Source organism: Nonomuraea sp. NPDC049421 (assembly GCF_040677005.1).
In the GTDB taxonomy this organism is placed as follows: domain Bacteria; phylum Actinomycetota; class Actinomycetes; order Streptosporangiales; family Streptosporangiaceae; genus Nonomuraea; species Nonomuraea salmonea.
The window spans coordinates 1-23465 of sequence record NZ_JBFAQA010000018.1 but is presented as its reverse complement, the minus strand read 5'-3'; the positions used below and the strand labels follow the sequence as shown (position 1 = coordinate 23465).

The following is a 23465-nucleotide window of genomic DNA, read 5'->3' as shown; positions in this document are numbered from 1 at the left end:
CAGGTGATCGCGATATAAGCCGCTAAAACTGGGCGGATCCGGCATGCGACCTGGGGCGGGTCAGACCGACTGCGTACCGGACTCCAGCGTCGGCACGCAGTCGGGGCTCGGCCCCAGCATGACGAGCAGCGGCGAGGTGGACGGGCTCGGCACCACCAGCTCGGTCACGTTCCCCCGCACGCTCTGCGCGGGCTCGCCCAGGGAGCCGTCCCTGACGCTGAGCACCCGATCGACCGGCGGCGCGGCCGAGTGCAGCAGCTTCCTGGTGGCGTGCCGCAGCCAGCGCAGCTCGCTGTTGACCCGCTTCCACGTCGCGGGGATCATGCTCACGGCCTCGGCCCGCGTGCCGAGCCGCAGCGTGATGTCCCCGCTGGAGCCGAACCGGTCCTTGAGCACGGGATTGACCACGAACATGCCCGAGCGCAGCACCCGCGCGCCCTGCCGGTTGACGTTCGCCAGGCCGCCCGCGCTGATCAGCGAGTAGAGCTCGCAGCGCGACCCGTCGAGCGTGTCGGGGTCGTAGTCCACGGGCGGCGGCTCCTCGAAGACGACCTTGTCCAGCCGCACCCCGGCCACCCCGTCGGACGCGATCCGCCCGGCGACGGCCTCGCGGACCTCCGCGCTGATGCCGTCGCCCTCGGTGATGTCGAGGACCTCGACGCAGATGAGCCCGTCGTCCGGGATCTCCTCCGGCGTCAGGTCGAAGGACACCCTGGCGTGCGCCCTGCGGCCACGCAGCAGCACGCACTGCCGCAGCCGGCCCTGGGACCTGACCTGGAGGAAGCGCGGCACGGGCCCCAGCGGCTCGACCCGCCCCTCGTGCCAGCCGCTCACCGACCGCTCGTCGGCCGACAGCGACACCTGCACCCGCAGCGGCCGCCCCTGCGCCGAGACCTTGAACCCGGCCAGCCCCGACGTCTCGAACCTGCCCACGATCTGGGTGCCCCTGCGCAGCCGGTCGGTGACCTGCAGCGGGGCCACCTTGCCGCTGCTCAGATGCACGGGCGGGATGGCGGGAAGGATCACCGGGTCCACGTCGGTGACTGATCCTGAGCTGCTCATCGGGTGTTCCTCCAGGGGGTGCACGTGATGTCCTGATCGTGGAAGTCGAAGCGGGTGAGCACGGGGTCGCGCCGTTCCCACAGCCGGGCGACGGCGCTGAACAGCGGGTCGCCGTCCGGCTCGACGTGCCGCAGGTTGACGGCGAGCACCCGCGCGTAGTCGTCGCCCTGCTCCCAGTGGGGCAGGAGCTGGCTCGGCACGTCGGCGCCGCAGCGGCGCAGCCAGAGCCAGAGGCGGGCGCGCTCGCGCTGCTCCGGCCCGAGGATGCTCTCGCCCTTGGCGTGCCTGGCGATGGCCTCGCCCAGCAGCGCGCGCAGCTCCGACGGCGTGGCCGGCGCGTGCACGGCGCCGCACGCGCGGCCCGCCGACCAGCCGGCCTGGACGACGGGGATGCCGAACGCGGGCAGGTCGCTGTCGCCGAACGTGACGGCGGCGTCGGTCATGCTCCACAGCAGGTTCGCCGAGAGCCTGCCGTCCACCCGCCGGGTGCGGGCGTGCCAGGTGACGGGGTCGTGGAAGAGCCAGTTCGCGGACTCGTCGGAGGCGGCGTACTGCGTGATCGCGGCGAACATGCGGTCGTCGCGACCGGGCGCGTGGGCGTGCACGGCGATCGTGGGGCGGTCGGGGTCGAGGCCGAGCCTGGCGCAGCCGTAGTGGCGGAGCTGGCGGCGCTCGGTCTCCGTACGGACCTGGTAGCCGCGCCGGGCCCGCCTTGTCACCCGCTCGGCGCCCGGCCTGATCGCCTCGCGGCGGGGCCAGACGTGCCGCTCGAAGAACGCGCCGACCCTGGCGGGCAGCTCCTCGTCGATCGAGCATGACCCCTGGTCGGGGAAGAGCGCGTACGCCTGGAGCGAGCCCGTGCCGTGCACGTGCAGGACGGGGATCTCCCTCGGCACCGACCGGTCGGCGACCGTGGTGACCACGGCCGCGGGCGGCTGGTCGGGCGGCGTGTCGGTGGCGCCGAAGGCCACCGCGAGCCGGGCCCACGACGGCCGGGTGCGCGCGACGAGCCGCGTCCCCAGCAGGCCGCAGAGCGCCCGCCCCACCAGCAGGGTCCTGGCCACGGCCCGCAGGTCCTCGTCGTACGCCTCCACCGCGACGTACCCGTCTCCGCCGGGGCGCTCCCCCCAGCAGGTCCTGGCGGCGGCGAGCAGCCGATCGACGTGCTCGCCTTCCCCGACGTGACGCATGAAGCCCCTCCACCAAGGCGCGGGAAGAAATGGCCTGGTAGACGTTGCCAGATCGGCGTAGGGGGACACGGCGGCCGACACGCTTCTTTGCCCGGGGCTGGACGGAATCACAGCCGCCACAGAAGATCACTGGAACCGCAGCGGCCTCAAGCTGGGCAAACGTCGGTTATACCCAGGATCCCGGCACAAAACGCCGATGTGGATCAACTTTCCGGGGTCAAGGGACGTCCAAGCTTTTACGCGGAGCATGTCATGCCCGGGTTTAGGATGCACCCTATTGCCACGAGGGGGAGGGGATTACCACCATGGGTTCCCGTTTGTCGAGTGTCGCGCGCCTGACGGCGGCCGCTGCGGCGGCCGGCGTGCTGGCCGCCGCGGTCGCCTTGCCCGCGGTCGGCGGCACCGGAGCGATATTCGTCTCGGCATCCGAGGACCTCGGGATCAAACCCGAAGAGCTCAAAGAGCCCCCGCTCGCGGAGAAGACCACCGTCGTCGACGCCAAGGGCAACCCGATCGCGCAGTTCTACGAGCAGTACCGCGAGTCGGTCACGCTCGACGAGGTCGCGCCGATCATGAAGACGGCCATCATCTCCATCGAGGACTTCCGCTTCTACGAGCACGGCGCCATCGACATCGAGGGCACCATGCGCGCCCTGGCCAAGAACTTCGCCTCGGGCGGCATCGCGCAGGGCGGCTCCTCCATCACCCAGCAGTACGTCAAGCAGGTGCTGCTCAACTCGGCCACCACCGACAAGGAGCGCAACGCCGCCCTGGAGGCCAGCTACGCGCGCAAGCTCAAGGAGCTGCGCTACGCGATGGCGGTGGAGGAGAAGTACACCAAGGACGAGATCCTGGAGAAGTACCTCAACATCGCCTACTTCGGCGCCCACGCCAACGGCGTCGAGGCCGCCGCCAAGCGCTTCTTCGGCGTCAAGGCGTCCCAGCTCAACCTCGTGCAGGCGGCGACCCTGGCGGGCGCCGTGCAGGACCCCAACGCGACCGACCCCAACCTCGGCAAGGCCCAGCGCAAGCGGCTGCTCAACCGGCGCAACGTGGTGCTCGACCGGATGGCCGAGCTGAAGAAGATCACGCCCGAGGAGGCCGAGGAGGCCAAGTCCAAGCCGCTCGGCTACAAGGGCACCTCGCTGCCCGGCGGCTGCAGCGCGAGCCAGTACCCGTACTTCTGCATGTACGTGCGCAACGAGGTGCTCAGCAACAAGGCGTTCGGCAAGACGGCCAAGGCGCGCTCGCAGTTCCTCAACCGGGGCGGCCTGACGATCCAGACCACGCTCGACCCGAAGATGCAGCGGGCCGCCGAGCAGGCGATCAAGAAGTACGTCTTCGCCAAGGACAACCCGGTCGCCGCCGAGGCCCTGGTGCAGCCGGGCACCGGCGAGATCAAGGCGATGGCGGCCAGCCGCAAGTACGGCAACAACAAGCGCAAGAAGGAGATGTCGTACAACGTCGTCGCCGACGCGAAGCACGGCGGCGGCACCGGCTTCCAGGCGGGCTCCACGTTCAAGACGTTCACGCTGGTCACGGCCCTGAAGAAGGGCTGGAAGATCAACGACGGGTTCACCGTGGGCAGCGGCTACACCGCGCCGTACTACTCCTCGTTCAAGAACTGCAAGGGTGAGAGCATCGGCGACCCCAGCCACACCGTCACCAACGACGAGGGCGGCGGCGGCTTCAAGACGCTGGCCACCGGCACGTGGCAGTCGGTCAACACCTTCTTCGTGATGCTGGAGCAGAAGGTCGGCCTGTGTGAGACGGTCCAGACCGCCAAGTCGCTGGGCATCCACCGCTCCGACGGGCTGGACCTGCTCGAGTACGAGACGTTCACGCTGGGCACCAACGAGATGGACCCGGTGACGGTGGCCAACGCGTACGCCACGCTGGGCGCGCGCGGCAAGTTCTGCGAGCCGATGGCGATCACCAAGATCACCGACCGCAACGGCAAGGTCACCACCTACAAGCCGGAGTGCAAGAAGGCGCTCGACCCCGAGGTCGCCGACGCGGCGGCGAACATCCTCTCGGGCGTGTTCACCAAGGGCACGATGTCGGGTGTGGGCGGCATCGGCCGGCCCGCCGCCGGCAAGACGGGCACCACGGACAACCAGGCCACCGCCTGGTTCGCGGGGTTCACCCCCGACCTCGCGGGCGCGGTCAGCATCGGCGACCCGCGCGGCGCGCAGGACCACAAGCTGAACGGCGTCACCATCGGCGGCAAGTACTACGGCAACGTCTTCGGCGCCACGATTCCCGGGCCGATCTGGAAGGACACCATGCTGGCCGCGCTCAAGGGCGTGCCCGCCACCGAGTTCCACCCGGTCAACACGGCCCGCTTCGGCGGCTGCGGCTCGGGCTGCGCACCGGTGCGCCAGACGCAGCCGGACGACGCGACGAACGACGTCGGCGACGGCCCCTTGGACGAGGCGGACATCGCGGACTTCTAATGATCACAATGGCAGGGTTTCCTGATTGTCAGATACGACAAATCGGGCACGGAAATATCTCCGTGATCTCGTTCCTGCACAGAAACCTCTGACGGTTACCACCGCCTCTAGCTGAGCAAATTCGGAGTGCGTCCGCACAAGCGGACGCACTCCTAGCAAAGGCCCTATTAACAGCGGCGAAACATTGGTAACGTGGGAGCGCTCCCAGGATCTTTCCGCGAGGTGCTCCATGACCGAGCAGCCCACACTGGCACAGGTGGCGGCCGCTGCAGGGGTTTCCCCCGCGACCGCATCAAGAGTCCTCACGGGCTCGGTGCGGGTCAGTACCTCGACCCGCCGCCAAGTCTACGACGCCGTGTCCCGAATGGGATACGTCCGACAACGCGCACCCCGGGGAACGGCCGCCAAGACCATGGCCGACGGAGTCACGGCGGTGATCTGTGACCACCTGCCCCGGCTGTTCTCCGAACCCTACTACGCCCGGCTCCTGTCCGCCGCAGGCGCGGTGATCAGCGAGCACGGCACCCACCTCATGGTGACCACCGTCACCCCGACCTCGTCCACGCTGCCCGCGTTATCCGGCGCGGTGCTGATCATCGGCGCCAGAGAACGCCATCCCCTGGCGATCAAGTTATCCACCTCGGGCATCCCGGTCCGCAACATCGGCCGTCCGCCCCACGACCTCAAGCTCCCGTTCGCCGACGTCGACAACCTCGACGGAGGCCGCCAGGCGGCCGAGCACTTCCTCCTCTCCGGCCGCCGCAACGTCGCCGCCATCGGCGGCCCACCCTCCTTACCCGGCGCCCGCGACCGGCTGGAAGGTCTCGTCAGGACCCTCCAGGCGGCCGGGGCTCCCGACGTCCCCGTCGCGTACGGGGACTTCACCGCCGCATCCGGCACCCACGCCATGCAATGGTTGTTACGCCACGCGCCCGGTCTCGACGCCGTGTTCGTGGCCAGCGACTTGATGGCGGCGGGCGCCATCCAGGCCCTGCGCAGAGCAGGGCGCAAGGTGCCCGCCGACGTCGCGGTGATCGGGTTCGACGACGCGCCGGTCGCCCGGCACACCGTCCCCGCCCTGACCACCATCCGCCAGCCCGTCGAGGAGCTCGCCACGGTCGCCACCCGGCTGCTCCTGACAGGGGCCTCGGGCGTCGACCCCGTACTCCCCACGGAACTGGTCGTCCGTGAGTCGGCTTAATCCAGGGGACGTCCTGGCCCGGCGGTACCTGTTGCTGGACCCGCTGGCCCGCGGGGGCATGTCGGTCATCTGGCGTGCCTTCGACCAGTCCCTGCACCGGATGATCGCGGTCAAGGTGCTCACGGCCTCGCTGCACACCGACCCGGGAGAGCGGGTCAGCGTACGCAGCGAGGCCAGGGCCGCGGCCCGCTTCATCCATCCCGACTCGATCGAGATCTACGACTACGGCGAGACCGTCACCACCAGCGGCGGCGTCGCCGCGTACGTGGTGATGCCGCTGCTCGACGGCACGCCGCTGGCCGAACGCATCGAGCAGGGCCCCCTGCCCTGGCAGGAGGCCGCCTCCATCGCGCTGCGGCTGGCGAGGGTGCTGATGGCCGGGCACGCCCGGGGCCTGGTGCACCGGGACGTCACCGCCGAGAACGTGCTGCTCACCACGAGCGGCCCCAAGCTGCTCGACTTCGGCATCGCGGCCTGGGCGGGCGATCCGGAGGACGACCGCGGCACCCCGCCCTACGTCGCCCCCGAGCGGCTGCTGGGTGCCCCCACCCATCCGGCGGTGGACGTCTACGCCTTCGGCGTGCTGCTGCACCTCATGCTGACCGGGCGGACGCCGTACCCGGAGACGACGTGGGAGGAGATCGAGGCGGCGCGCAGGACCGAGCCGCCGCCCCGCGTGCCCGGCGTGCCGAACGCCGTCGCCACGCTCTGTCAGCGCTGTCTGGCGCACCGGCCGGAGGACCGGCCGGCGGCGGCGGAGATCGTCTCCGCGCTGACCTCCGCGCTCGGCACCGCGACGCTGGGCCGTCACGTGCGGCGCGGGCTCACGGTGGCCGGGTCCGCGGCGCTCGCTCTGTCGGCGCTGCTGTGGTTCCAGCAGTCGGGGACACCGCAGGAGACGATGCGCGACCCTGGGGTGGCGCCGGTGACGCCGGTGACGCCGCCGTCGCCGACCGCCCGGCTGGTCGAGCGCTCTCCTGCCTCCGCGCGCACGGTCGAGCAGGCCGCCGCCGAGTTCACCACCACGCTGGAGGCCAGGACGCCCTGCGGCGCGACGGACGACGACGTGGTGCTCGACCTCAAGCAGGTGCTCGCCGGCGTGGTCTCCCCCGGCCGGGCGCCGGAGCACGGCCCGTCGGAGGAGGTCTCCAGGACGCGGGACCTGCGCCAGAAGCTGGCCGACCGGCTGCGCGAAGGCCGCCTGCGTCCGGCCTGCCTGAGCGAGCTGCAGGCCCGGCTGGACGACATCGAAGCCGCGATGCGGCGCGACTGACCGAGAGATCAGATGCGGGAAGTTGATGAGGGGTACGGCAGCACCAGCCGTACCCCTCGTTCGCGCGGACTGGGCCCCTCGCAAAGCGTGCCCGCGCGAGCCTTTATGCGCAGGTGTATCCGCTGGGCACCTGCGTGTTCCCGTCGGGCCGCGACGCCTGGAAGCCGAAGGAGGTCGCGGCTCCCGGCGCGAGCCCGCCGTTGTGCGACAGGCTCCTGACCGTGACGGTGCCGCCGCTGACCGAGTAGTCGGCGTTCCACATGCCGGTGATCGTGTGGCCGGACGGCAGCGGGAAGGTGACCGTCCAGCCGTTCAGCGCCGAGGTGCCGCGGTTGGTCACGGTCACGGGCTGGACGACGTAGCCGTTGTTCCATGAGCCCTGGGTGGTGGCGGCGGCCGTGCAGCTGCCGTTGCCGCCCCCACCGCCACCGCCCCCACCGCCACCGCCGCCGGTGTTGGTGAAGGAGAAGGAGTTGACGCTCAGCCCCGCTCCGCCGATCCAGGGCTCGAAGCCGGCCTGGACGCTGGTCAGGTACCACGACCGCTGGCCGTAGCCGCGGTTGACCACGTCGGAGAAGAAGGTGTCGATGGTGAAGTCGAGCGAGGTGGCGGGTGAGGTGCGCACGTACGAGATGACGTTCCAGCCGGTGTTGCCGAACCAGACCTCCCAGGTGGACCCGGCCAGGTTGACGGTGCCGACCCGCGAGCCGATGGGCTGGATCGAGCCCTGCCGGTTGAGCCAGATCATCAGCTCGGCGCCGGTGTTCTGGCCGTCGGTGCGCGGAGTGGGGTCGAACCACAGGTCGTAGGAGGCGTTGTAGGTGCCCGAGCCCGGGTACGACATGCTGACGCTGCTGCGCAGCGCGGCGAAGCCGGAGGAGTTCGCCCGCATGGGCAGGTTGCTGCCCGAGGTGCAGTTGCCGTAGTGGCAGCCGGCGTAGACGGCGGGGTAGCCGGCCGGTGCGCCGCTGGTGGAGTTGTTGTGCGCGGACTGGGTGATGGTGAAGCCGCCGCTCTGGTTGACGTCGATGCACTGGGCCGTGCTCGCGCCCCAGACGTTGTTCATGACGACGTAGCGGCCGTTCTGGATGCTCGTGGAGCCGTACTTCTCGCAGATCACCGGCGCGGCCTTCGCCGGTAAGGCGAACAGGCCGAGGCTGAGTAACGCCCCGATGATCAGGTGGATGTGCGCGTGCCTCATGGCGTGTAGCTCCCGCCTCTCTGACAGGGGAGTGTAGTGGGAGCGCTCCCAGTACGTCAGCCTCCAGCCGCCATGAAACTCCGGCAAGCATTTCGTACGTGCTTCATGGCCCCCAAGTACGACCACCAGCACAAACCATGACCAAGATCGGCTGAAAGTTTCACGGAAGATTGTCGAATCCCGAAAAAGCATGATTCAATGCGCAGGCCGGGCGGGCAGGTCGTGGGCAGGTTTCCTCTGTCGTCAGCGCAAGGGAATCTCCATGAAGTTGTTCAAGTCGGCGGCACTCACCGCCGTCCTCGTCCTCATCACCTCCGCGTTAATGGTGCCCACACAGGCACAGGCGCACGGCGTGTCGATGTTCCCCGGCAGCCGTACCTTCCTGTGCTGGCAGGACGCCCTGCGGGAGAACGGGCAGATCCAGCCCTACAACCCCGCGTGCGCCTCCGCCGTCAACCAGAGCGGCGCCACCCCCCTCTACAACTGGTTCGCGGTCCTGCGCTCCGACGGCGCCGGCCGGACCACCGGCTTCATCCCCGACGGCCAGATCTGCAGCGGCGGCACCGGCGGCCCCTACGACTTCTCGGCCTACAACGCGGCCCGCACCGACTGGCCCACCACCCACCTCACGTCGGGCGCCAACATCCAGATGCGGCACAGCAACTGGGCCGAGCACCCCGGCAAGTTCGACTACTACATCACCAGGAACGGCTGGAACCCCAGCTCGCCGCTGAAGTGGTCGGACCTGGAGCGCTTCGGCAGCGTCACCAACCCGCCCAAGTCCGGCGGAGCGGGCGGACTCAACTACTACTACTGGAACGCCCAGCTCCCGTCCGGTAAGAGCGGCCGGCACATCATCTTCACCCACTGGATCCGTTCCGACAGCAACGAGAACTTCTACAGCTGCTCCGACGTCGTCTTCGACGGCGGCAACGGCGAAGTGACCGGCGTCGGCCCCGGCGGCAGCTCGCCCGGCCCCGACCCCGACCCCGACCCGGACCCGACGGACCCGCCGCCCACCGGCGCCTGCACCGCCACGTGGAAGGCCACCGACACCGGCTGGGCCGGCCACTTCCAGGGTGAGGTGACGGTCAAGAACAACGGCACCAGCGCCGTCAACGGCTGGACCGTCAAGTGGACCTACACCGGCGGGCAGAACTTCGACGGCTCACCGTGGAACGGCGTGCTGTCCGGGCAAGCGCCCAACGTGGCGGTCAAGAACGCCACGTACAACGGGCAGCTCGCGCCCGGCGCGTCCACCACGTTCGGGTTCAACGCCACCGGCTCGGTCCCGAACCCCGCACCGAGCCTGACCTGCACCAGCCCGTGATCAAAACGCGTCGCGGGCTCATCGCGGCGACCATCACCCTGGCCGGGGCCACCCTGGCCGGGGTGATGTTCTTCGCGGCCAGGCAGCCGTCCTCCACGCTGAACGACGAGCTCGCCGCGCAGGTGACCCTGATACTCGAGCAGGCCTCACCCGGCGAGCACCACTCCCACGGGCACAGCTTCGACTCCGGCGTCGTGTGCGCCGTGGAGCCCTTCGGCACCGAGCCTCCGAACGCCACCTCCCTGGTCGAGGTGCGCTGGGTCTACGCCCGCCACATGTGCGCCATCACCGGGGAGAGCCCCGAGTGGGCGTCGTCCGTCCGGGCCTCGGGGCCGATCGCCGTGAAGATCAGCATCCCGCCGCAGGTCCGCGTGCCCGAGGGGGGCGCCGGCTACCCCGACAGGGTCAAGCGGCTCATTCCCGAGCGCTACCACCAGGAGGCGTTCGAGGACTTCTCCGACGACGCCGCCATCGAGGCGGCCCGCGAACGCTTCGCCCTGGCCACTTCGGCGGCCGGGAAACCCTAGAGAGCACGCGGCCGGGACGAAAGCTCCGGCCGCGCCTCCTTGAGGCCCGCTGCTCCGGATGAAGGCGGTTCACGTGACGGTGGCCCGCGCGAGAAGGTGCCCACATGGGAGGCCCGCGTGTGCGACTCGGATGCGAAAAACGGACGCGGCCGAGTGGAGGTTCGGCCGCGTCCGTCCCATCCGGGCGGGGATGGTGTTCGGGCAGGGATTGAAGGGTTCGCCTCACCTCCTCATACGCACGTGCGGGCCGACGGGTTCAGTGGAACCGCCCCCGCCGCTCCTGCGGCGGGGGCGGGGTCTTTCATGCGGGCGTGCAGGTGAGCTCCGGCGTCGTGGACGTCCCGTTGGCGATGAAGCCGAACGTCGCAGACGCGCCGGGCGCGAGCGAGCCGTTCCACGACTCGTTCCGCACCGTCACCGTGCCGCCTGACACGGTGTGCCGGCCGCCCCAGAGCTGCGTGATCGTGTTCTGCGAGCTCCAGGTGACCGTCCAGCCGCTGATGGCGGACGTGCCGGCGTTGGTGACCGTCACCTCCGCCTGGAAGGCGCCGCCCCACGAGCCGATCACCTTGTACGCCGCCGCGCACCCGCCCGACGACCCGCCGGACGTGGTGAACGAGGTGGCCTCGGAGGCCGGCGAGCTGTTGCCCGCCGCGTCCCGCGCCACCACGGTCACCGTGTACGCGGTGCTCGCGCTCAGCCCGGTGAGGTCGAACGACGTGGACGTGGCCGTGCCTGCCTTGGTGGACCCCAGGTAGACGTCATATCCGGCCACGCCCACGTCGTCCGTGGACGCCGTCCAGCTCACCCGGGCGCCGGTCGCGGTGATCCCGGACACCGCCGGCTTCCCCGGCCTGCTGGGCGGCGTCCCGTCGGTGGACTCCGTGGTGGTGAAGGCGGTCGCGTCGGACTCCGCCGAGGTGTTGCCCGCCGCGTCCCGTGCCACCACGTGGGCGGTGTAGTCCGTGGCGGGGGTGAGCCCGGTCAGGTCGAAGGACGTGCTGGTGGCCGTGCCTGCCTTGGTGGACCCCAGGTAGACGTCGTACCCGGCCACGCCCACGTCGTCGGTCGAGGCCGTCCAGGTCAGCCGGGCCGACGAGCCAGTGATCGCGGAGACCGCGGGCCTGCCCGGCTTGCTGGGCGGTGTCGTGTCCTCTTCCTCCTGACCCGGGGGCTCACCCCAGATCTTGGTGGCGCCGCTGTAGAGGGTGATGCGGTCCGTCCGCACCGGCGTGGTGCCCGGCGTGGTCGGGATGTTCTGGTACGACCAGTCGTTGGCCGGGTCCCACGTCCCCGAACTGGCGATCCTGAACTGCACCTCCCTGCGGTGCTGCGACTGCCCGGCGGGCGCGATGACCTGCCCGGAGCAGTCGATCTCCGCGTAGTACGTGCGGCCGCTCGCCTGGCGCAGCACCGGCGCCGCGCACTGCGTGTAGGCCGACGAGACGGTGATCTGCGAGGCGGTCGTGTCGCCGTCGAGCGTGAAGTAGTAGCGGAACTTCCCGTCCGACAGCACCCGCGCCGGCCACGCCGACTGGTTGCGCACGATGGCCTTGATCTCGGTGAACGTCGAGCCGGAGGCGTTCACGCCGGCCTCGACGAAGATCTCGGGGCCGTCGGGGGTCTCCTCGGCGGGGAAGTCGGCCGCGGGCTCGCCGCCGTACTCCTTGTAGAGCCGGGCCACCGCGCTGGTGAATCCGGCGTTGTAGTCGGTCGCGACCTCGTTCATCACGTAGTCGTCGCGTTTGTCGGTGTAGGCGTCGTTCGGGTCGGGCGGGCCGCCGACGAGGGCGCCGTACAGCGTGTGGCGGGTCTGCTCGGGATTGGTGAGCTGGTCGGTCCACGAGCCGTGCGCCGTACGGTGGTGCGGGTTCTTCGGCGGGTTGGCGCCGAAGCCGACCACGTACGAGGAGTTGCGCGGGTTGTCGCCGAGCGCGTAGTCGATCTGCCGTACCGCGAAGTCGTGGTAGCGGGCCTTGCGCGTGGCGTCGGTGATCGTGTCGCTGTGCACCAGCGCCGCGAACGCGGTGTTGGCCGCGTAGCGCAGCGAGCCCCACCGGTCGAGCACGGCCTGGCCGCCCGGCGAGTACGGCACCTTCTGCCCGTTCACCCCGACCGTCCAGTAGTCGAGCCACCGGTTGGCGTCGTCCAGATATTGCTGCTTGCCGGTCAGCTTGTGCAGCAGCACGTACGCCCCGTACGACTTGTCGTCCCAGGCGATGGTCCACTTGTACGACTTGACAGTGCTCTGCGGCTCGGTGCCGAGGTTCGCGTAGCCGGCCTCGGCCTTGGCCAGGTAGGAGGCGTCGTTCGTGGCCCGGTGGAGCCAGATCGCGCCCCACACCAGCTCGTCGTTGTAGCCGCTCCAGGAGTTGTAGAAGCTGGAGGCGTCGGTGATGCACTCGGTGTACTTCTTCCTGACCGTGTCGGCGAAGGAGTACAGCTGCTTGGCGTGCGTCACCAGCGTGTCGGCGTAGGACGGGTTCGTCGGGCGGAAGACGATCGAGGAGGCCGCCATCGCCGCCGCCGTCTCCCCCGCGAGGTCCGACCCGCCGCACGACGCGTCGATCTTGTGCGCCGGCCGGTTCATCGCCATCGCCTCGGCCGGCCCCCACCAGGCGTGGTCGGTGCCGCCGTTGCCGACCTGCCCGTAGAGCACGTTCGCCGACGGGTGGGCCTTGATGAAGTAGTCGTTGACGAACTTGAGGTTGTCGAGCAGGTGGGTGAGCTGGCCGGAGGAGGCGTAGGCGTCGCGGTACTCGACCGCGCCCCAGGCCAGCATGGTGGCGGAGAAGGCCATCGGGAAGCCGAACTTGACGTGGTCGCCCGCGTCGTACCAGCCACCCGTCAGGTCCACCCCCACGTCGTCGCCGTCGTCCAGGCCCGAGTCGCCGCGCCAGGAGACGCGGTTCCAGTCGGGCAGCCGGCCCGACTGCTGGGCCTCGTAGAACCACAGCGACTTCTGCAGCGCCTCACCGTAGGGGAAGGCGGGCGCCGCCTGCGCGGTCTCAGCGGCGTGCTGCCCGTGGGCCGCCGGCCCCGCCCCCAGCAGGGGCAGGACCAGCGACGCCGCAGCGATCAGTGCTGCCTTTCTCACGGGAAGAGCCGCCCGTACTCGGCGAGGGCGACGGCGACGTCCACCTGCGCCCAGAACCGGTGGTAGTTGAAGACGGGCGCGGGGCCGCTGCCGTCGAGGTACGCCTCGACCTTCGGCCAGTCCGGGTCGTCCTCGTAGAACGACCTGATCGACAGGAACGTGGAGTTCGAGTTGATCGGGTCGCCGTTCGGCATCGTGCCGCTCCAGCCCGGCGGGACGTAGACGGGGTCGTCCACGCGCCGGTAGTCGGCCTTGGTCTCCGGCACCGAGACGCCCTTGTCGTCACGGTTCTCCCAGACGCCGTCGAGCAGCGCCTTGGCCGTGTCGCGCGCCTCGGCGTGGTTCGCCTTGGCCGCGTAGTACATGAGCACCTTGGCGTACGCGCCGACCACGCCGACGTCCTGCGTGTAGTCCTTGACGGTCACGTGCAGGCCGGGGTTGGCCGGCGGCATGCCGGTCGTGGCGTTGAAGTTGCCGGCCGGCTGGCCGGACCACTCCAGCGTGGAGGGGACCTCGTAGGTGCCGTCGGCGTTGACGGTGGTGTGGTCGAGCGCCCACTCCACCCACTTGTCGAGCAGCGCCTTGGCGGCGGTGTTGCCGGTGGCGTAGTAGAGCTGCGCCACGCGGTCCATCGTCCACGCCTGGAAGCCGAACCACTGGTTCGACGGCGGGTCGTGGTAGACGGGCTGCCAGTCGTAGGCCATGCCGTGGAACTTCGGCAGGTTCGACGGCGGCGTGCCGTAGCCGCCCTCCCAGCTGTTGGTCGCGCCACCCGCGATCGCGCCCTCGGCCGACTGCAGCCAGGTGTAGAACTGCAGCTGCCGGGTGAGGCTGGTGCTCCAGTCGCTGGCGCCGGTGGCGCTCTTCGGCTTGAGCTCGTTGACGTTCGACAGCGCCCAGGCCGCGAACGGGTTCTGGTAGCCCGCGTGGTTGTGGCTGGAGCCGATGCGCCACGCCCAACCGGCGTTGGCGTCGGTCGCGCCGCCCCACGCGTAGTACCAGCTCAGCAGGTAGTTGGAGGAGTTCTTGCCGGTGCCGGCCGGGCACGAGGGGCTCGTGCAGCCGGGCTGCTTGAAGTACTTGTCGTACATCGCGTACCGCAGGTAGTCGCCCATCTTGGCGGCCTTGGCCACGGTGCTGGAGATGTCACCTTCCTTGTTCTGCTCCTTCGCCCAGGTCAGCGCCCAGTAGGCGGCCTGCACGGCGCGGGCGTCCGCGTCGGGGGCGTTGGTGTACTTCCACTGCTTGGCGTACGAGGCGTCCTTGGTGAACAGGTCGAGGAAGCCGTTCGGGCCGCCGTGCTCGAAGGTGTCGCAGGACGGCTGCGGGATCGTCTCGAAGACCGACTCCTCGGCGCCGCGCTGGTAGGTGTTGATGTAGGCGGGCCTGGTGGTGCCGTCGCCGCAGCGGCCGAAGCCGTAGGTGTTGTCGACGTCCAGCAGCCAGTGCATGCCGTAGATGTCGCGGGTGCCGTACGCGCTCTGCAGCTCGTTCGCGATCGGGTCGGAGCCGACGCTGACGCCGGTCTCCAGTTCCGTCGGGTACTGGCTGATGTCGTTGTGCTCCGACGCGTACGTGGCCGGCTTCGACGGGTCGTAGAAGGAGTTCGTCGGCTGGTCGGCCGTGGACGGGATGATGTACTTCTCCATCGACGCCCACGCGGTGTTGAACTTCGACCAGTCGCCGGTCACCCGCCCGTAGGCCGCCTCCAGCCACAGGTAGTAGCTGTAGGCCTCGGACGTGGTCTCGTGCCCGTGGTCGGGCGCCTCGACCATGAACGTCTCGATCGAGTGGTACGGCACGCCCTCGGGCGAGAAGTAGCCGTTGGCCGGGTCGTGGATCTCGTTGTAGAGCTCCACGAAGCGCTGCACGTACTCGTTGTCGCCGCCGACGTCGTCGTCCGCCTCGTTGGCGGTCACGTCCACGGCGGTGTAGCCGGTGGCGCTGACCCGGAAGACGGCCGAGCCGGCGGTCGTGTCGTCGTCGTCGGCCGCGCTGATCGTGAAGTTCTGCGCGGTGTTCCAGTTCGACGTGGTGAACGTCCTGGACGACGGCGAGACCGTGAGGTCGGCGTCACCGCTGGCGCGGGCGACCGAGACGGTCACGCTCGACGAGGGCGCCTGCGACAGCCGGACGCCGAAGGTCGCCTCGCCCGTCTCGGGCACGGACACCGTCGTCGGGCTGACGACCAGCGCCGGGCCGCTGTTGGGCGAGACCGTGATGCCGACCGGCGACGAGGTGGTCACCTGGCCGGAGTTGTCGGTGGCGCGGGCGGTGATGGAGTAGCTGCCGGCCGCCACGTTCGCCCAGCTGTAGCTGTAGGGCGAGGAGGTGTCGGTGCCGAGCAGGGTGGAGCCCTGGTAGAAGTCGACCTTGGTGACCGTGCCGTCGGAGTCGGAGGCGGTCGCCGCGATCGGCACGGTGGCCGGGGCGGTGAACGTCTGGCCCGCGGTCGGCGAGGTCAGCGCGACGCTGGGCGCGCTGCCCGTGCCGCCACAGGTCACGCCGTTCACGCTGAACGTCTCCGGGCTCGGGTTGCTGCCCGTCCAGGTGCCGTTGAAGCCGATGTTGGTGCTGGCGCCGGTGGCCAGGTTGCCGTTCCACGGCATGTTGGTGGCCGTGACGCGGGTGCCCGACTGGCTCCAGTTCGCGCCCCAGCCGCTCGGCGTGTAGCGCTGGCCGGTGGTCGGGAAGTCGAAGGCCAGCGTCCACGACGTGATGGGGTCGCCGGTGTTCTTCAACGTGATGTTCGCGGTGAAACCGCCCTGGCCCTGGCCGCTGGTCCACTGGTTGGCGGCGTACGTCACGTCGCACGCCACGGCCGCCTGGGCGGGGGCCGCCGTGATGGCCGAGGTCAGCCCGGCCGCGAGGACCAGGGAGGTGGCCACGGCGAGCCGCCTCGATAAGCGGGTCAAGAGGATCGGAGGTCTGTGCTTCACGGGGTCTCCATGGGAGTAGGGATGTGGGAGCGCTCCCAAACGGGATTGTGGGTGACCTCGCTCGTATGTCAACGGAATGGCGTCGCGGTAACCCTCGCGTTTCCTCTCACCAGGCTGCCCGGGATGAAAGTTTCATCCACGTTCCGGGGCATTAGACGAGCATGCGGGGCGGCGGCGGCCCTCCAGAGAACCGCGCTCTGTACACCGTCGCGAGGGCGGCAGACCATGGGAGCGCTCCCAGCCACCTAGTACTGGAGATGATCGCAAGTGAGACTCCACCGCGGCCTCCGCAAATGGGCCGTGACCATGACCGCCGCGAGTGTCGCGGCCTTAGGGCTCGTCGCAGGCCAGAGCACGGCCGCGAACGCCGCCGTCGCCTGCGACGTGACCTACACAGCCAACTCGTGGACGAGCAGCCCTGGTCAGGGCGGTTTCACCGCGAACATCACGTTGAAGAACACCGGCGACCCCATCTCCTCATGGACGCTGGCCTTCGACTATCCGACCACCGGCCAGAAGTACACCCCCAGCGGCTGGGGCGCGAACTGGAGCCAGTCGGGCACCCGCGTCACCGGCACCAACATGCCGTACAACGGCAGCCTGGCCACCGGCGCGTCGGTCTCCGTCGGCTTCAACGGCACCTGGACGGGCACGAACCCCAGCCCGCAGACGTTCTCCGTCAACGGCACCACCTGTGGTGACACCACGCCCACCACCCCGTCGGTGATCCTGTCGGCCAGCTCCGTGGCCGTCAACGAGGGCGGCACGGCCACGTTCACCGCGCGCCTGTCCGCCGCGCCCAGCTCGAACGTCACCGTCGCCACCGCCCGCACCAGCGGCGACACCGACCTGACGGTCAGCTCGGGCGCCTCGCTCACCTTCACCCCGAGCAACTGGAGCACCGCGCAGACGGTCACCCTGGCCGCCGCGCAGGACTCCGACACCACCGCGGGCACCGCCGCCTTCAGCGTCGGCGGCAGCGGCGTCACCGGCGCCACGCTCACCGCGACCGAGGTGGACGACGACGCCACGGTGGAGCAGGCCATCGTCGTGACGCCGACCTCGGTGACCGTCCCCGAGGGCTCGACCGGCACGTTCACCGCGCGCCTGGCCGCGCAGCCGTCCTCCAGCGTGACCGTCACCACGACGGCCGGCAGCGGCGACTCCGACCTGACCGTCAGGTCCGGCGGCTCGCTCACCTTCAGCACGTCGAACTGGAACACCCCGCAGACGGTCACCCTGGCCGCCGCGCAGGACTCCGACTCGGCGAACGGCACCCGCACCTTCACCGTCGCCTCGACCGGCCTGACCTCGCGTACGGTCACCGCCACCGAGGCCGACGACGACGGCGGCCCCACGCCCACCCACGTGGAGAACCCGTACTCCGGCGCCACCGGCTACGTGAACCCCAGCTGGAGCGCCAGGGCCGCGGCCGAGCCGGGCGGCGACGCCGTCGCCGACACCTCCACCGCCGTGTGGATGGACCGCATCGCCGCCATCGAGGGCCCTGGCGACGCGCTGAGCCTGCGCGAGCACATGGACGAGGCCGTCAGGCAGGACGCCGCCAACGGCTCCGCGCCGCTGACCATCCAGGTCGTCATCTACAACCTGCCGAACCGCGACTGCTCGGCGCTGGCCTCCAACGGCGAGCTGCGCATCTCGGAGAACGGCTTCAACCGCTACAAGACGGAGTACATCGACCCCATCGCCGACATCCTCGGCGACTCCGCCTACGCGAACCTGCGCATCGTCACCATCATCGAGCCCGACTCGCTGCCGAACCTCGTCACGAACCTCGACAGGTTCGCCGACTGCCGCGAGGCCAACGGCACCGGCGGCTACCGTGACGGCGTCCGGTACGCGCTCGACCAGCTCCACGCCATCCCCAACGTCTACACCTACGTGGACGCCGCCCACCACGCCTGGCTCGGCTGGGACTCGAACTTCCAGCCCTCCGTCAACCTCTTCTACGAGACGGTGGCCGGCACCGCCGACGGCGTGGACAGCGTGGACGGCTTCATCGTCAACACCGCCAACTACTCCGCCACGGTCGAGCCGCACTTCACCATCAACACCACGGTGAACGGCACCTCGGTCCGCCAGTCCAAGTGGGTGGACTGGAACTACTACGTCGACGAGCAGTCCTTCGCCGTCGCCCTGCGCAACGCCCTGGTCGCCAAGGGCTTCCGCTCCGGACTCGGCATGCTGATCGACACCTCGCGCAACGGCTGGGGCGGCAGCGCCCGCCCGGGCGGCCCGAGCACCTCGACCAACGTGGACCAGTTCGTCGACCAGTCCCGCGTCGACCGGCGCATCCACGCCGGTAACTGGTGCAACCAGAGCGGTGCCGGCATGGGCGCCCGCCCGACCGCCGCGCCCGCCAGCGGCATCGACGCCTACGTCTGGGTCAAGCCTCCGGGCGAGTCCGACGGCTCCAGCGAGGAGATCGACAACGACGAGGGCAAGCGGTTCGACCGGATGTGCGACCCGACGTACGAGGGCAACGACCTCAACGGCAACAACATGTCGGGCGCCCTGGCGAACGCGCCGATCTCCGGTCAGTGGTTCTCGGCGCAGTTCCGTCAGCTGCTGCAGAACGCCTACCCGCCGATCAACTGAAGGACCCGGCCGACCGGCGTCCCGCCTGACCCGGGGCGCCGGCCGGCCAGAGGGACCCGCCTGACCCGGGTCCCTCAGCAACCGGACCGGGGTCCGGGCCGCCGCGCCCGGACCCCGGTCCCACGCATGGGCCGGCCCGACGCTTACCAGGGGGTCAGCGGCGGGTGCGGCGCCACTCGGCGGCGACGTCGTCCACGTCGAACGGCATCAGGTTGAGCGGCGGCCCCGACAGCCCCGTGCGGATCGCCTCGCGGATGCGCTCGTTGATCTCCTCGACGATCCGCCGCGCCTCGGCCTCGGACCGGGCGTCACGCGCCGCGGCCAGCGCCTTCTCGGCGTCCTTGCGCAGCGCCAGCGTCGGGGGCAGCGGCATCGACAGCCCCTCGCTCTCGATCTTCTGCTTCACCCACCACATCTCGTCGAGCGGCTTGCCCTCACCGGGCAGGGGCTTGCCCTTGCCGGGCAGGTCGTCGAACTCGCCGCGCTCCTCCGCCTCGCGGATCTGCCGGTCGATCCAGCTCTCGAAGGGCATCCCGATGGGCTTGCGCCGGGTCACGTGGGGAACCTCCTCATGCCAGGTTGTGACGGGGTGCGAGCGGGCCGCGCCAGCCGAGCACGGCCTCGGTCATGCGGATGGAGGCGACGGTGGCCGCGACGTCGTGGACCCGCAGGATGCGCGCGCCCTTGAGGACGGAGACCACGTTGGCCGCGATCGTGCCCTCTTTGCGCTCGCCCTGCGGCCGGTCGAGCGTCTCGCCGATGAAGTCCTTGTTGGACAGCGCGACCAGCGTCGGATAGCCGATCGCGGTGATCTCCTCGAGGCGGCGGGTCAGCTCAAGGGAGTGGAAGGTGTTCTTGTTGAGGTCGTGGCCGGGGTCGATGATGATCTTCTCGGCCGCGATGCCGGCCTTCAGCGCGTACGCCACCCGCTCCCGCAGATAGTCGGCCACCTCGGCGACGACGTCGGCGTAGCTGGGCCGCAGCACCCGCCGGCCCGGCCCGCCCAGGCTGTGGGTGACGACCACGGCCGCGCCGGTGGCCGCCGCGACCTCGGCGATGCCCGGCTCGCGCAGGCCGTTGGTGTCGTTGATGACGTCGGCGCCGGCCGCGACGGCGGCCTCGGCCACCTCGGGCCGGTGGGTGTCGACCGAGATCACGGCGTCGGTGGCGGCCCTGACACCGGCGATGACGGGCGCCACCCGGTCGATCTCCTCGGCCACGCTGATCGGAGCCTGGGCGGCGCTGAAGGCGAACCCGCCGATGTCGACCCAGTCGGCCCCCTCGGACACGGCCTTCGTGGCCGCCGCGACCGCCTGGTCGAGCTCGAAGGTGCGGCCCTGGTCGTGGAAGGAGTTGGGCGTCCTGTTGACGATGGCCATGATCGCGACCTGGCGCTCGAAATCGAACTCTCGCCGGCCGAGACGCCGGACGGGAGCGATGATCTCGGGGGATGGCATGTCGCCGCTCACGTGGTGATCCTCTCCGTCCCTACGAGACTACCCGGCGCCTGCGCTGGTCAGCCGCGCGCGGGACGGTGAATGATCAGGCGGTGAAGCGGCCGGAGTGCCCGTCTCCGGGGGCGACGACCCTGATCCGCCGCATGCCCCTGCGCACGGGCAGGTCGGCGCCGCGCGGTAACCGCATGGTGAGCAGGACGCGGGTGCCCTCCGGCCCGGTGCGCAGGTCGGCCCCGTCGCACAATCGGTGGATCAGGTAGAGGCCGCGTCCCGTGCACGCCTGGCCGGAGGCCTGCTTGTCGCCGTCCACGTACGGCTCGGGGATGCCCGCGCCCCGGTCGCTCGTCTCGGCCCTGATGACGCCGTCGACCGTCCACAGCCGCAACCGGCCGTACCCGCCCGCGTGCTCCACGGCGTTGACCACACTCTCGTGCACGGCGAGCACGAAGTCGTCGAGTCTCACCCCGTGCAGCCCGCAACTTCCGGCGTGCTCGGCGACCTCGTGGCGCAGCCTGCCGACGTCGTGGAAGGTGAAGGTCTGGCTGAACAACACGCGCATGCGCTCCTCCGTGCCAATTCCGACACAGGCCGCGCTTCAGGACCTCACGTGATCCTTTTCCCCGACCCCCGGAATTTACACAAAGTCAGAGTGTCAAGGACGTCTGCCCATACCCGAGGCCATCTCGCGGACCCGCCCGGCCGGGCCGCCGTCGGGGGCCAGCGGCGCGGTGTCCATGCCCGCGCCCTCCCGCAACCCCTCGAACAACGCCCGCATCGCCTCGGACGACGAGTGGCCGGGCGTCCAGCCCAGCACGTCTCTGGCCCGGTCGGTCCGCATGAGCGGGATCCGCAGCGCCATCTCCAGCAGCCCGGGCGAGGCCGGCACGAGCCGCAGGTTCCAGGCGGCCGAGACCGCCGCCATGGCCAGCTTGGGCGGCACCCGCACCGTACGCGTGCCCAGCAGCTCGGCGAGGTCGCCCGGATCCAGCACGGGCTCGGCGGCCAGGTTGAACGCGCCGTGCACGGGCCTGGTCACGGCCAGCCGGTACGCCTGCGCCGCATCCTCGGCGTGCAGCACCTGCAACCGCAGCCCGGGGATGTCAGGCACGAACGGCACCCGGCCCGCCTTGATCATCCGCCGCGGCACGAGGGGCCCGCCGAACAGCCTGCGCTGCTCGGTCGCCGCAACCCGCTGGAAGATGAAGCCGGGCCGCATGCGGACGACCCTGATGTTCGGGTGATCGTGCTCGAAGACGTCGAGCACCCGCTCGACGTACGCCTTCTCCCGCCCGTACGCCGCCCCCGGCCAGCCGTGCGTGGGCCAGCTCTCGTCCACCGGCCGGTCCTTGGGCCCCGGCGAGTAGGCCCCCACCGACGAGGCGTGCACCAGCGCCGGCACCCCGGCCTCCGCCGCGGCGCGGAAGACGCGCATGCTGCCGAGCACGTTCGCCCGCCAGGTGATCGCCGGGTCCCTGGTCGGCTGGAACAGCCACGCCAGGTGCACCACGGCGTCCGCGCCGTCGAAGATCCTGGTCAGGTCGGCGGTCGCCACGTCGGCCTGGTGCCACTCGGTGCGCTCCGCCCGCCAGCCCGGCAGCCGGCGGGCGACGCCGACGATCGAGGTGACGTCGTCGTCCGCGGCCAGCGCACGCACCACACTGGTGCCCACGTTCCCCGTGGCTCCCACCACTACGACTCTCATGGCAGCACCGCTGCCCGAGCCCGCGGCGGCGAAACCAGCGGTCAGGGCTTGAGCAGGATCTTCACCGCGCCGTCCGCCTTCTTCTGGAACATCTCGTACGCCTGCGGCGCCTGATCCAGCGGCATCCGGTGGGTGGCGAGGTCCATCACGCCCAGCGGGTCGCCGTCGTCGGTGACCAACGGCATGATCGGGCTCACCCAGCGCTTGACGTGCGCCTGCCCCATGCGCAGCGTGACGCCCTTGTCGAACAGGCGCAGCATGGGCAGCGGGTCCGTCATGCCGCCGTAGACGCCGGTGATGGAGATGACGCCGCCGCGCCTGACCGTCTCGATGGCCTGGTTGAGCGCGTTCAGCCGGTCGACGCCCGCGTTCGCCATGAGCGGCGCGGCCACCGCGTCGGGCAGCAGGCCGGTGAGTGTCTGGGCGAGCTTGGCGGCGGGCGAGCCGTGCGCCTCCATGCCGACCGCGTCGATGACGGAGTCGGTGCCGCGCCCCGACGTGCGCTCCCTGACCTCGCCTGGCACGTCGGTGACCTCGCTCGCGTCGATGACCTCGATGCCGTGGCGGCGGGCCAGCTCCAGGCGGGCGGTGATGCCGTCCACGGCGAGCACGCGGTGGCCGAGGTGGCGGGCGATGCGGGCGCACATCTGACCGATCGGGCCGAGGCCGAACACGGTGACGCTGCCGCCCTCGGGGATGTCGGCGTACGCGACGGCCTGCCAGGCGGTGGGCAGCACGTCCGACAGGTAGAGGAACCGCTCGTCCGGCGGTCCGTCCGGGACCTTGATCGGGCCGAACTGGGCCTCGGGCACCCGCAGGTACTCGGCCTGGCCGCCGGGGACCTGGCCGTACAGCTTGGTGTAGCCGAACAGCGCGGCGCCCATGCCCTGCTCGCGCACCTGGGTGGTCTCGCACTGCGCGTACATCTCCAGGCCGCACATGTGGCAGTGGCCGCAGGAGATGTTGAACGGGATGACGACGCGGTCGCCGGGCTTGAGCGTGGTGATCGCGGAGCCGACCTCCTCGACGACGCCCATGGGCTCGTGACCGAGGATGTCGCCCTCGGTCATGAAGGGGCCGAGGACCTCGTACAGGTGCAGGTCGGAGCCGCAGATCCCGCTGCTGGTGACCCTGATGACCGCGTCGTTGGGCTCCTTGATGGCGGGGTCGGGCACTTCCTCGACCCGTACGTCGCGCTTGCCGTGCCAGGTGACTGCCTTCATGCTCGACTCCTCGATGCCGGGGACAAATGCCGCATACCCCCACGCAGAGCGGCAAACGGCGCCGCGCACCGGGCTCGCCGCCCTAGACTGCGCCGCATGTTGCGTCCTGGAAGCTGGTCCAGGCCTGCGGGTGAAAGTCCCGTCCGGGTAAGCATCGGAGCGCCCGGTAGCAGGCCCCGGTTCGTCGT

The 23465-nt window shown here is 70.4% G+C and carries 16 protein-coding genes; 6 read left to right on the top strand and 10 right to left on the bottom strand.

What is annotated here, in order from left to right:
* Positions 1-60: 60 nt before the first annotated feature.
* Positions 61-1062, bottom strand: a complete 1002-nt coding sequence (locus AB0K18_RS28080; protein WP_364919768.1) for a hypothetical protein — start codon at positions 1060-1062, stop codon at positions 61-63.
* Entirely contained in the window at positions 1059-2252 is a 1194-nt protein-coding gene (locus tag AB0K18_RS28075; RefSeq protein WP_364919765.1) for a hypothetical protein, read from the bottom strand. Before AB0K18_RS28075 ends, AB0K18_RS28080 begins: the two co-directional genes overlap by 4 nt.
* A gap of 305 nt (positions 2253-2557) precedes the next feature.
* On the opposite strand from AB0K18_RS28075, the gene AB0K18_RS28070 reads away from it, so the two are divergent.
* The 3 genes from AB0K18_RS28070 to AB0K18_RS28060 all read left to right on the top strand — a co-directional run bounded on the left by AB0K18_RS28070 (position 2558) and on the right by AB0K18_RS28060 (position 7182).
* Positions 2558-4708 (top strand): transglycosylase domain-containing protein, encoded by a 2151-nt coding sequence (locus tag AB0K18_RS28070; protein WP_364919762.1) that lies wholly within the window; start codon positions 2558-2560, stop codon positions 4706-4708.
* 229 nt (positions 4709-4937) lie between these two features.
* Positions 4938-5909, top strand: a complete 972-nt coding sequence (locus AB0K18_RS28065; protein ID WP_355412484.1) for a LacI family DNA-binding transcriptional regulator — start codon at positions 4938-4940, stop codon at positions 5907-5909.
* On the top strand, positions 5896-7182 hold the full coding sequence (locus AB0K18_RS28060) for a serine/threonine-protein kinase (protein ID WP_364919759.1): 1287 nt from the start codon (positions 5896-5898) through the stop codon (positions 7180-7182). The genes AB0K18_RS28065 and AB0K18_RS28060 overlap by 14 nt, the downstream gene beginning before the upstream one ends.
* 103 nt (positions 7183-7285) lie before the next feature.
* On the opposite strand, the gene AB0K18_RS28055 is transcribed toward AB0K18_RS28060, so the two are convergent.
* A complete protein-coding gene (locus AB0K18_RS28055) occupies positions 7286-8383 on the bottom strand; it encodes a cellulose binding domain-containing protein (protein ID WP_364919756.1) in 1098 nt (365 codons plus the stop codon).
* 262 nt (positions 8384-8645) lie between these two features.
* Here AB0K18_RS28055 and AB0K18_RS28050 point away from each other — a divergent pair, with 262 nt between their 5' ends.
* The gene (locus AB0K18_RS28050; RefSeq protein ID WP_364919753.1) at positions 8646-9713 is read left to right on the top strand and encodes a lytic polysaccharide monooxygenase; all 1068 of its coding nucleotides are present in this window, start codon (positions 8646-8648) and stop codon (positions 9711-9713) included.
* Positions 9710-10240 carry a hypothetical protein gene (locus AB0K18_RS28045; RefSeq protein WP_364919752.1) on the top strand — a complete coding sequence of 177 codons (531 nt, stop codon included), beginning with the start codon at positions 9710-9712 and terminating at the stop codon, positions 10238-10240. Before AB0K18_RS28050 ends, AB0K18_RS28045 begins: the two co-directional genes overlap by 4 nt.
* Positions 10241-10541: 301 nt before the next feature.
* Here AB0K18_RS28045 and AB0K18_RS28040 read toward each other — a convergent pair whose 3' ends face one another.
* Positions 10542-13337 (bottom strand): glycoside hydrolase family 9 protein, encoded by a 2796-nt coding sequence (locus AB0K18_RS28040; protein WP_364919751.1) that lies wholly within the window; start codon positions 13335-13337, stop codon positions 10542-10544.
* Positions 13334-16276 (bottom strand): glycoside hydrolase family 48 protein, encoded by a 2943-nt coding sequence (locus AB0K18_RS28035; protein ID WP_364919750.1) that lies wholly within the window; start codon positions 16274-16276, stop codon positions 13334-13336. Before AB0K18_RS28035 ends, AB0K18_RS28040 begins: the two co-directional genes overlap by 4 nt.
* Before the next feature lie 306 nt (positions 16277-16582).
* On the opposite strand from AB0K18_RS28035, the gene AB0K18_RS28030 reads away from it, so the two are divergent.
* Positions 16583-18895, top strand: a complete 2313-nt coding sequence (locus tag AB0K18_RS28030; RefSeq protein ID WP_364919747.1) for a glycoside hydrolase family 6 protein — start codon at positions 16583-16585, stop codon at positions 18893-18895.
* 154 nt (positions 18896-19049) lie between these two features.
* Here the strand turns inward: AB0K18_RS28030 and AB0K18_RS28025 are convergent, their stop codons facing one another.
* From AB0K18_RS28025 to AB0K18_RS28005, 5 genes are all read right to left on the bottom strand, one after another.
* Positions 19050-19451, bottom strand: coding sequence for a DUF1992 domain-containing protein (locus AB0K18_RS28025; RefSeq protein ID WP_364919745.1), 402 nt, complete (start codon positions 19449-19451; stop codon positions 19050-19052).
* Between the two features lie 13 nt (positions 19452-19464).
* Entirely contained in the window at positions 19465-20364 is a 900-nt protein-coding gene (gene folP, locus AB0K18_RS28020) for a dihydropteroate synthase (protein ID WP_364919743.1), read from the bottom strand.
* Positions 20365-20437: 73 nt separating this feature from the next.
* Positions 20438-20911, bottom strand: a complete 474-nt coding sequence (locus tag AB0K18_RS28015; RefSeq protein ID WP_364919741.1) for an ATP-binding protein — start codon at positions 20909-20911, stop codon at positions 20438-20440.
* A 93-nt stretch (positions 20912-21004) separates the two neighbouring features.
* Entirely contained in the window at positions 21005-22054 is a 1050-nt protein-coding gene (locus tag AB0K18_RS28010) for an NAD-dependent epimerase/dehydratase family protein (protein ID WP_364919739.1), read from the bottom strand.
* 41 nt (positions 22055-22095) lie between these two features.
* Complete coding sequence (locus AB0K18_RS28005) at positions 22096-23277, bottom strand: zinc-dependent alcohol dehydrogenase (RefSeq protein ID WP_364919736.1); 1182 nt, start codon at positions 23275-23277, stop codon at positions 22096-22098.
* Between the last annotated feature and the right edge of the window lie 188 nt (positions 23278-23465).

Excerpts from the sequence above, each read along its gene's own strand:
- AB0K18_RS28080 (WP_364919768.1), bottom strand. The coding sequence starts at position 1,062 with ATGAGCAGCTCAGGATCAGTCACCGACGTGGACCCGGTGATCCTTCCC.
- AB0K18_RS28075 (WP_364919765.1), bottom strand. The coding sequence starts at position 2,252 with ATGCGTCACGTCGGGGAAGGCGAGCACGTCGATCGGCTGCTCGCCGCC.
- AB0K18_RS28070 (WP_364919762.1), top strand. The coding sequence starts at position 2,558 with ATGGGTTCCCGTTTGTCGAGTGTCGCGCGCCTGACGGCGGCCGCTGCG.
- AB0K18_RS28065 (WP_355412484.1), top strand. The coding sequence starts at position 4,938 with ATGACCGAGCAGCCCACACTGGCACAGGTGGCGGCCGCTGCAGGGGTT.
- AB0K18_RS28055 (WP_364919756.1), bottom strand. The coding sequence starts at position 8,383 with ATGAGGCACGCGCACATCCACCTGATCATCGGGGCGTTACTCAGCCTC.
- AB0K18_RS28050 (WP_364919753.1), top strand. The coding sequence starts at position 8,646 with ATGAAGTTGTTCAAGTCGGCGGCACTCACCGCCGTCCTCGTCCTCATC.
- AB0K18_RS28030 (WP_364919747.1), top strand. The coding sequence starts at position 16,583 with ATGACCGCCGCGAGTGTCGCGGCCTTAGGGCTCGTCGCAGGCCAGAGC.
- AB0K18_RS28015 (WP_364919741.1), bottom strand. The coding sequence starts at position 20,911 with ATGCGCGTGTTGTTCAGCCAGACCTTCACCTTCCACGACGTCGGCAGG.
- AB0K18_RS28010 (WP_364919739.1), bottom strand. The coding sequence starts at position 22,054 with ATGAGAGTCGTAGTGGTGGGAGCCACGGGGAACGTGGGCACCAGTGTG.
- AB0K18_RS28005 (WP_364919736.1), bottom strand. The coding sequence starts at position 23,277 with ATGAAGGCAGTCACCTGGCACGGCAAGCGCGACGTACGGGTCGAGGAA.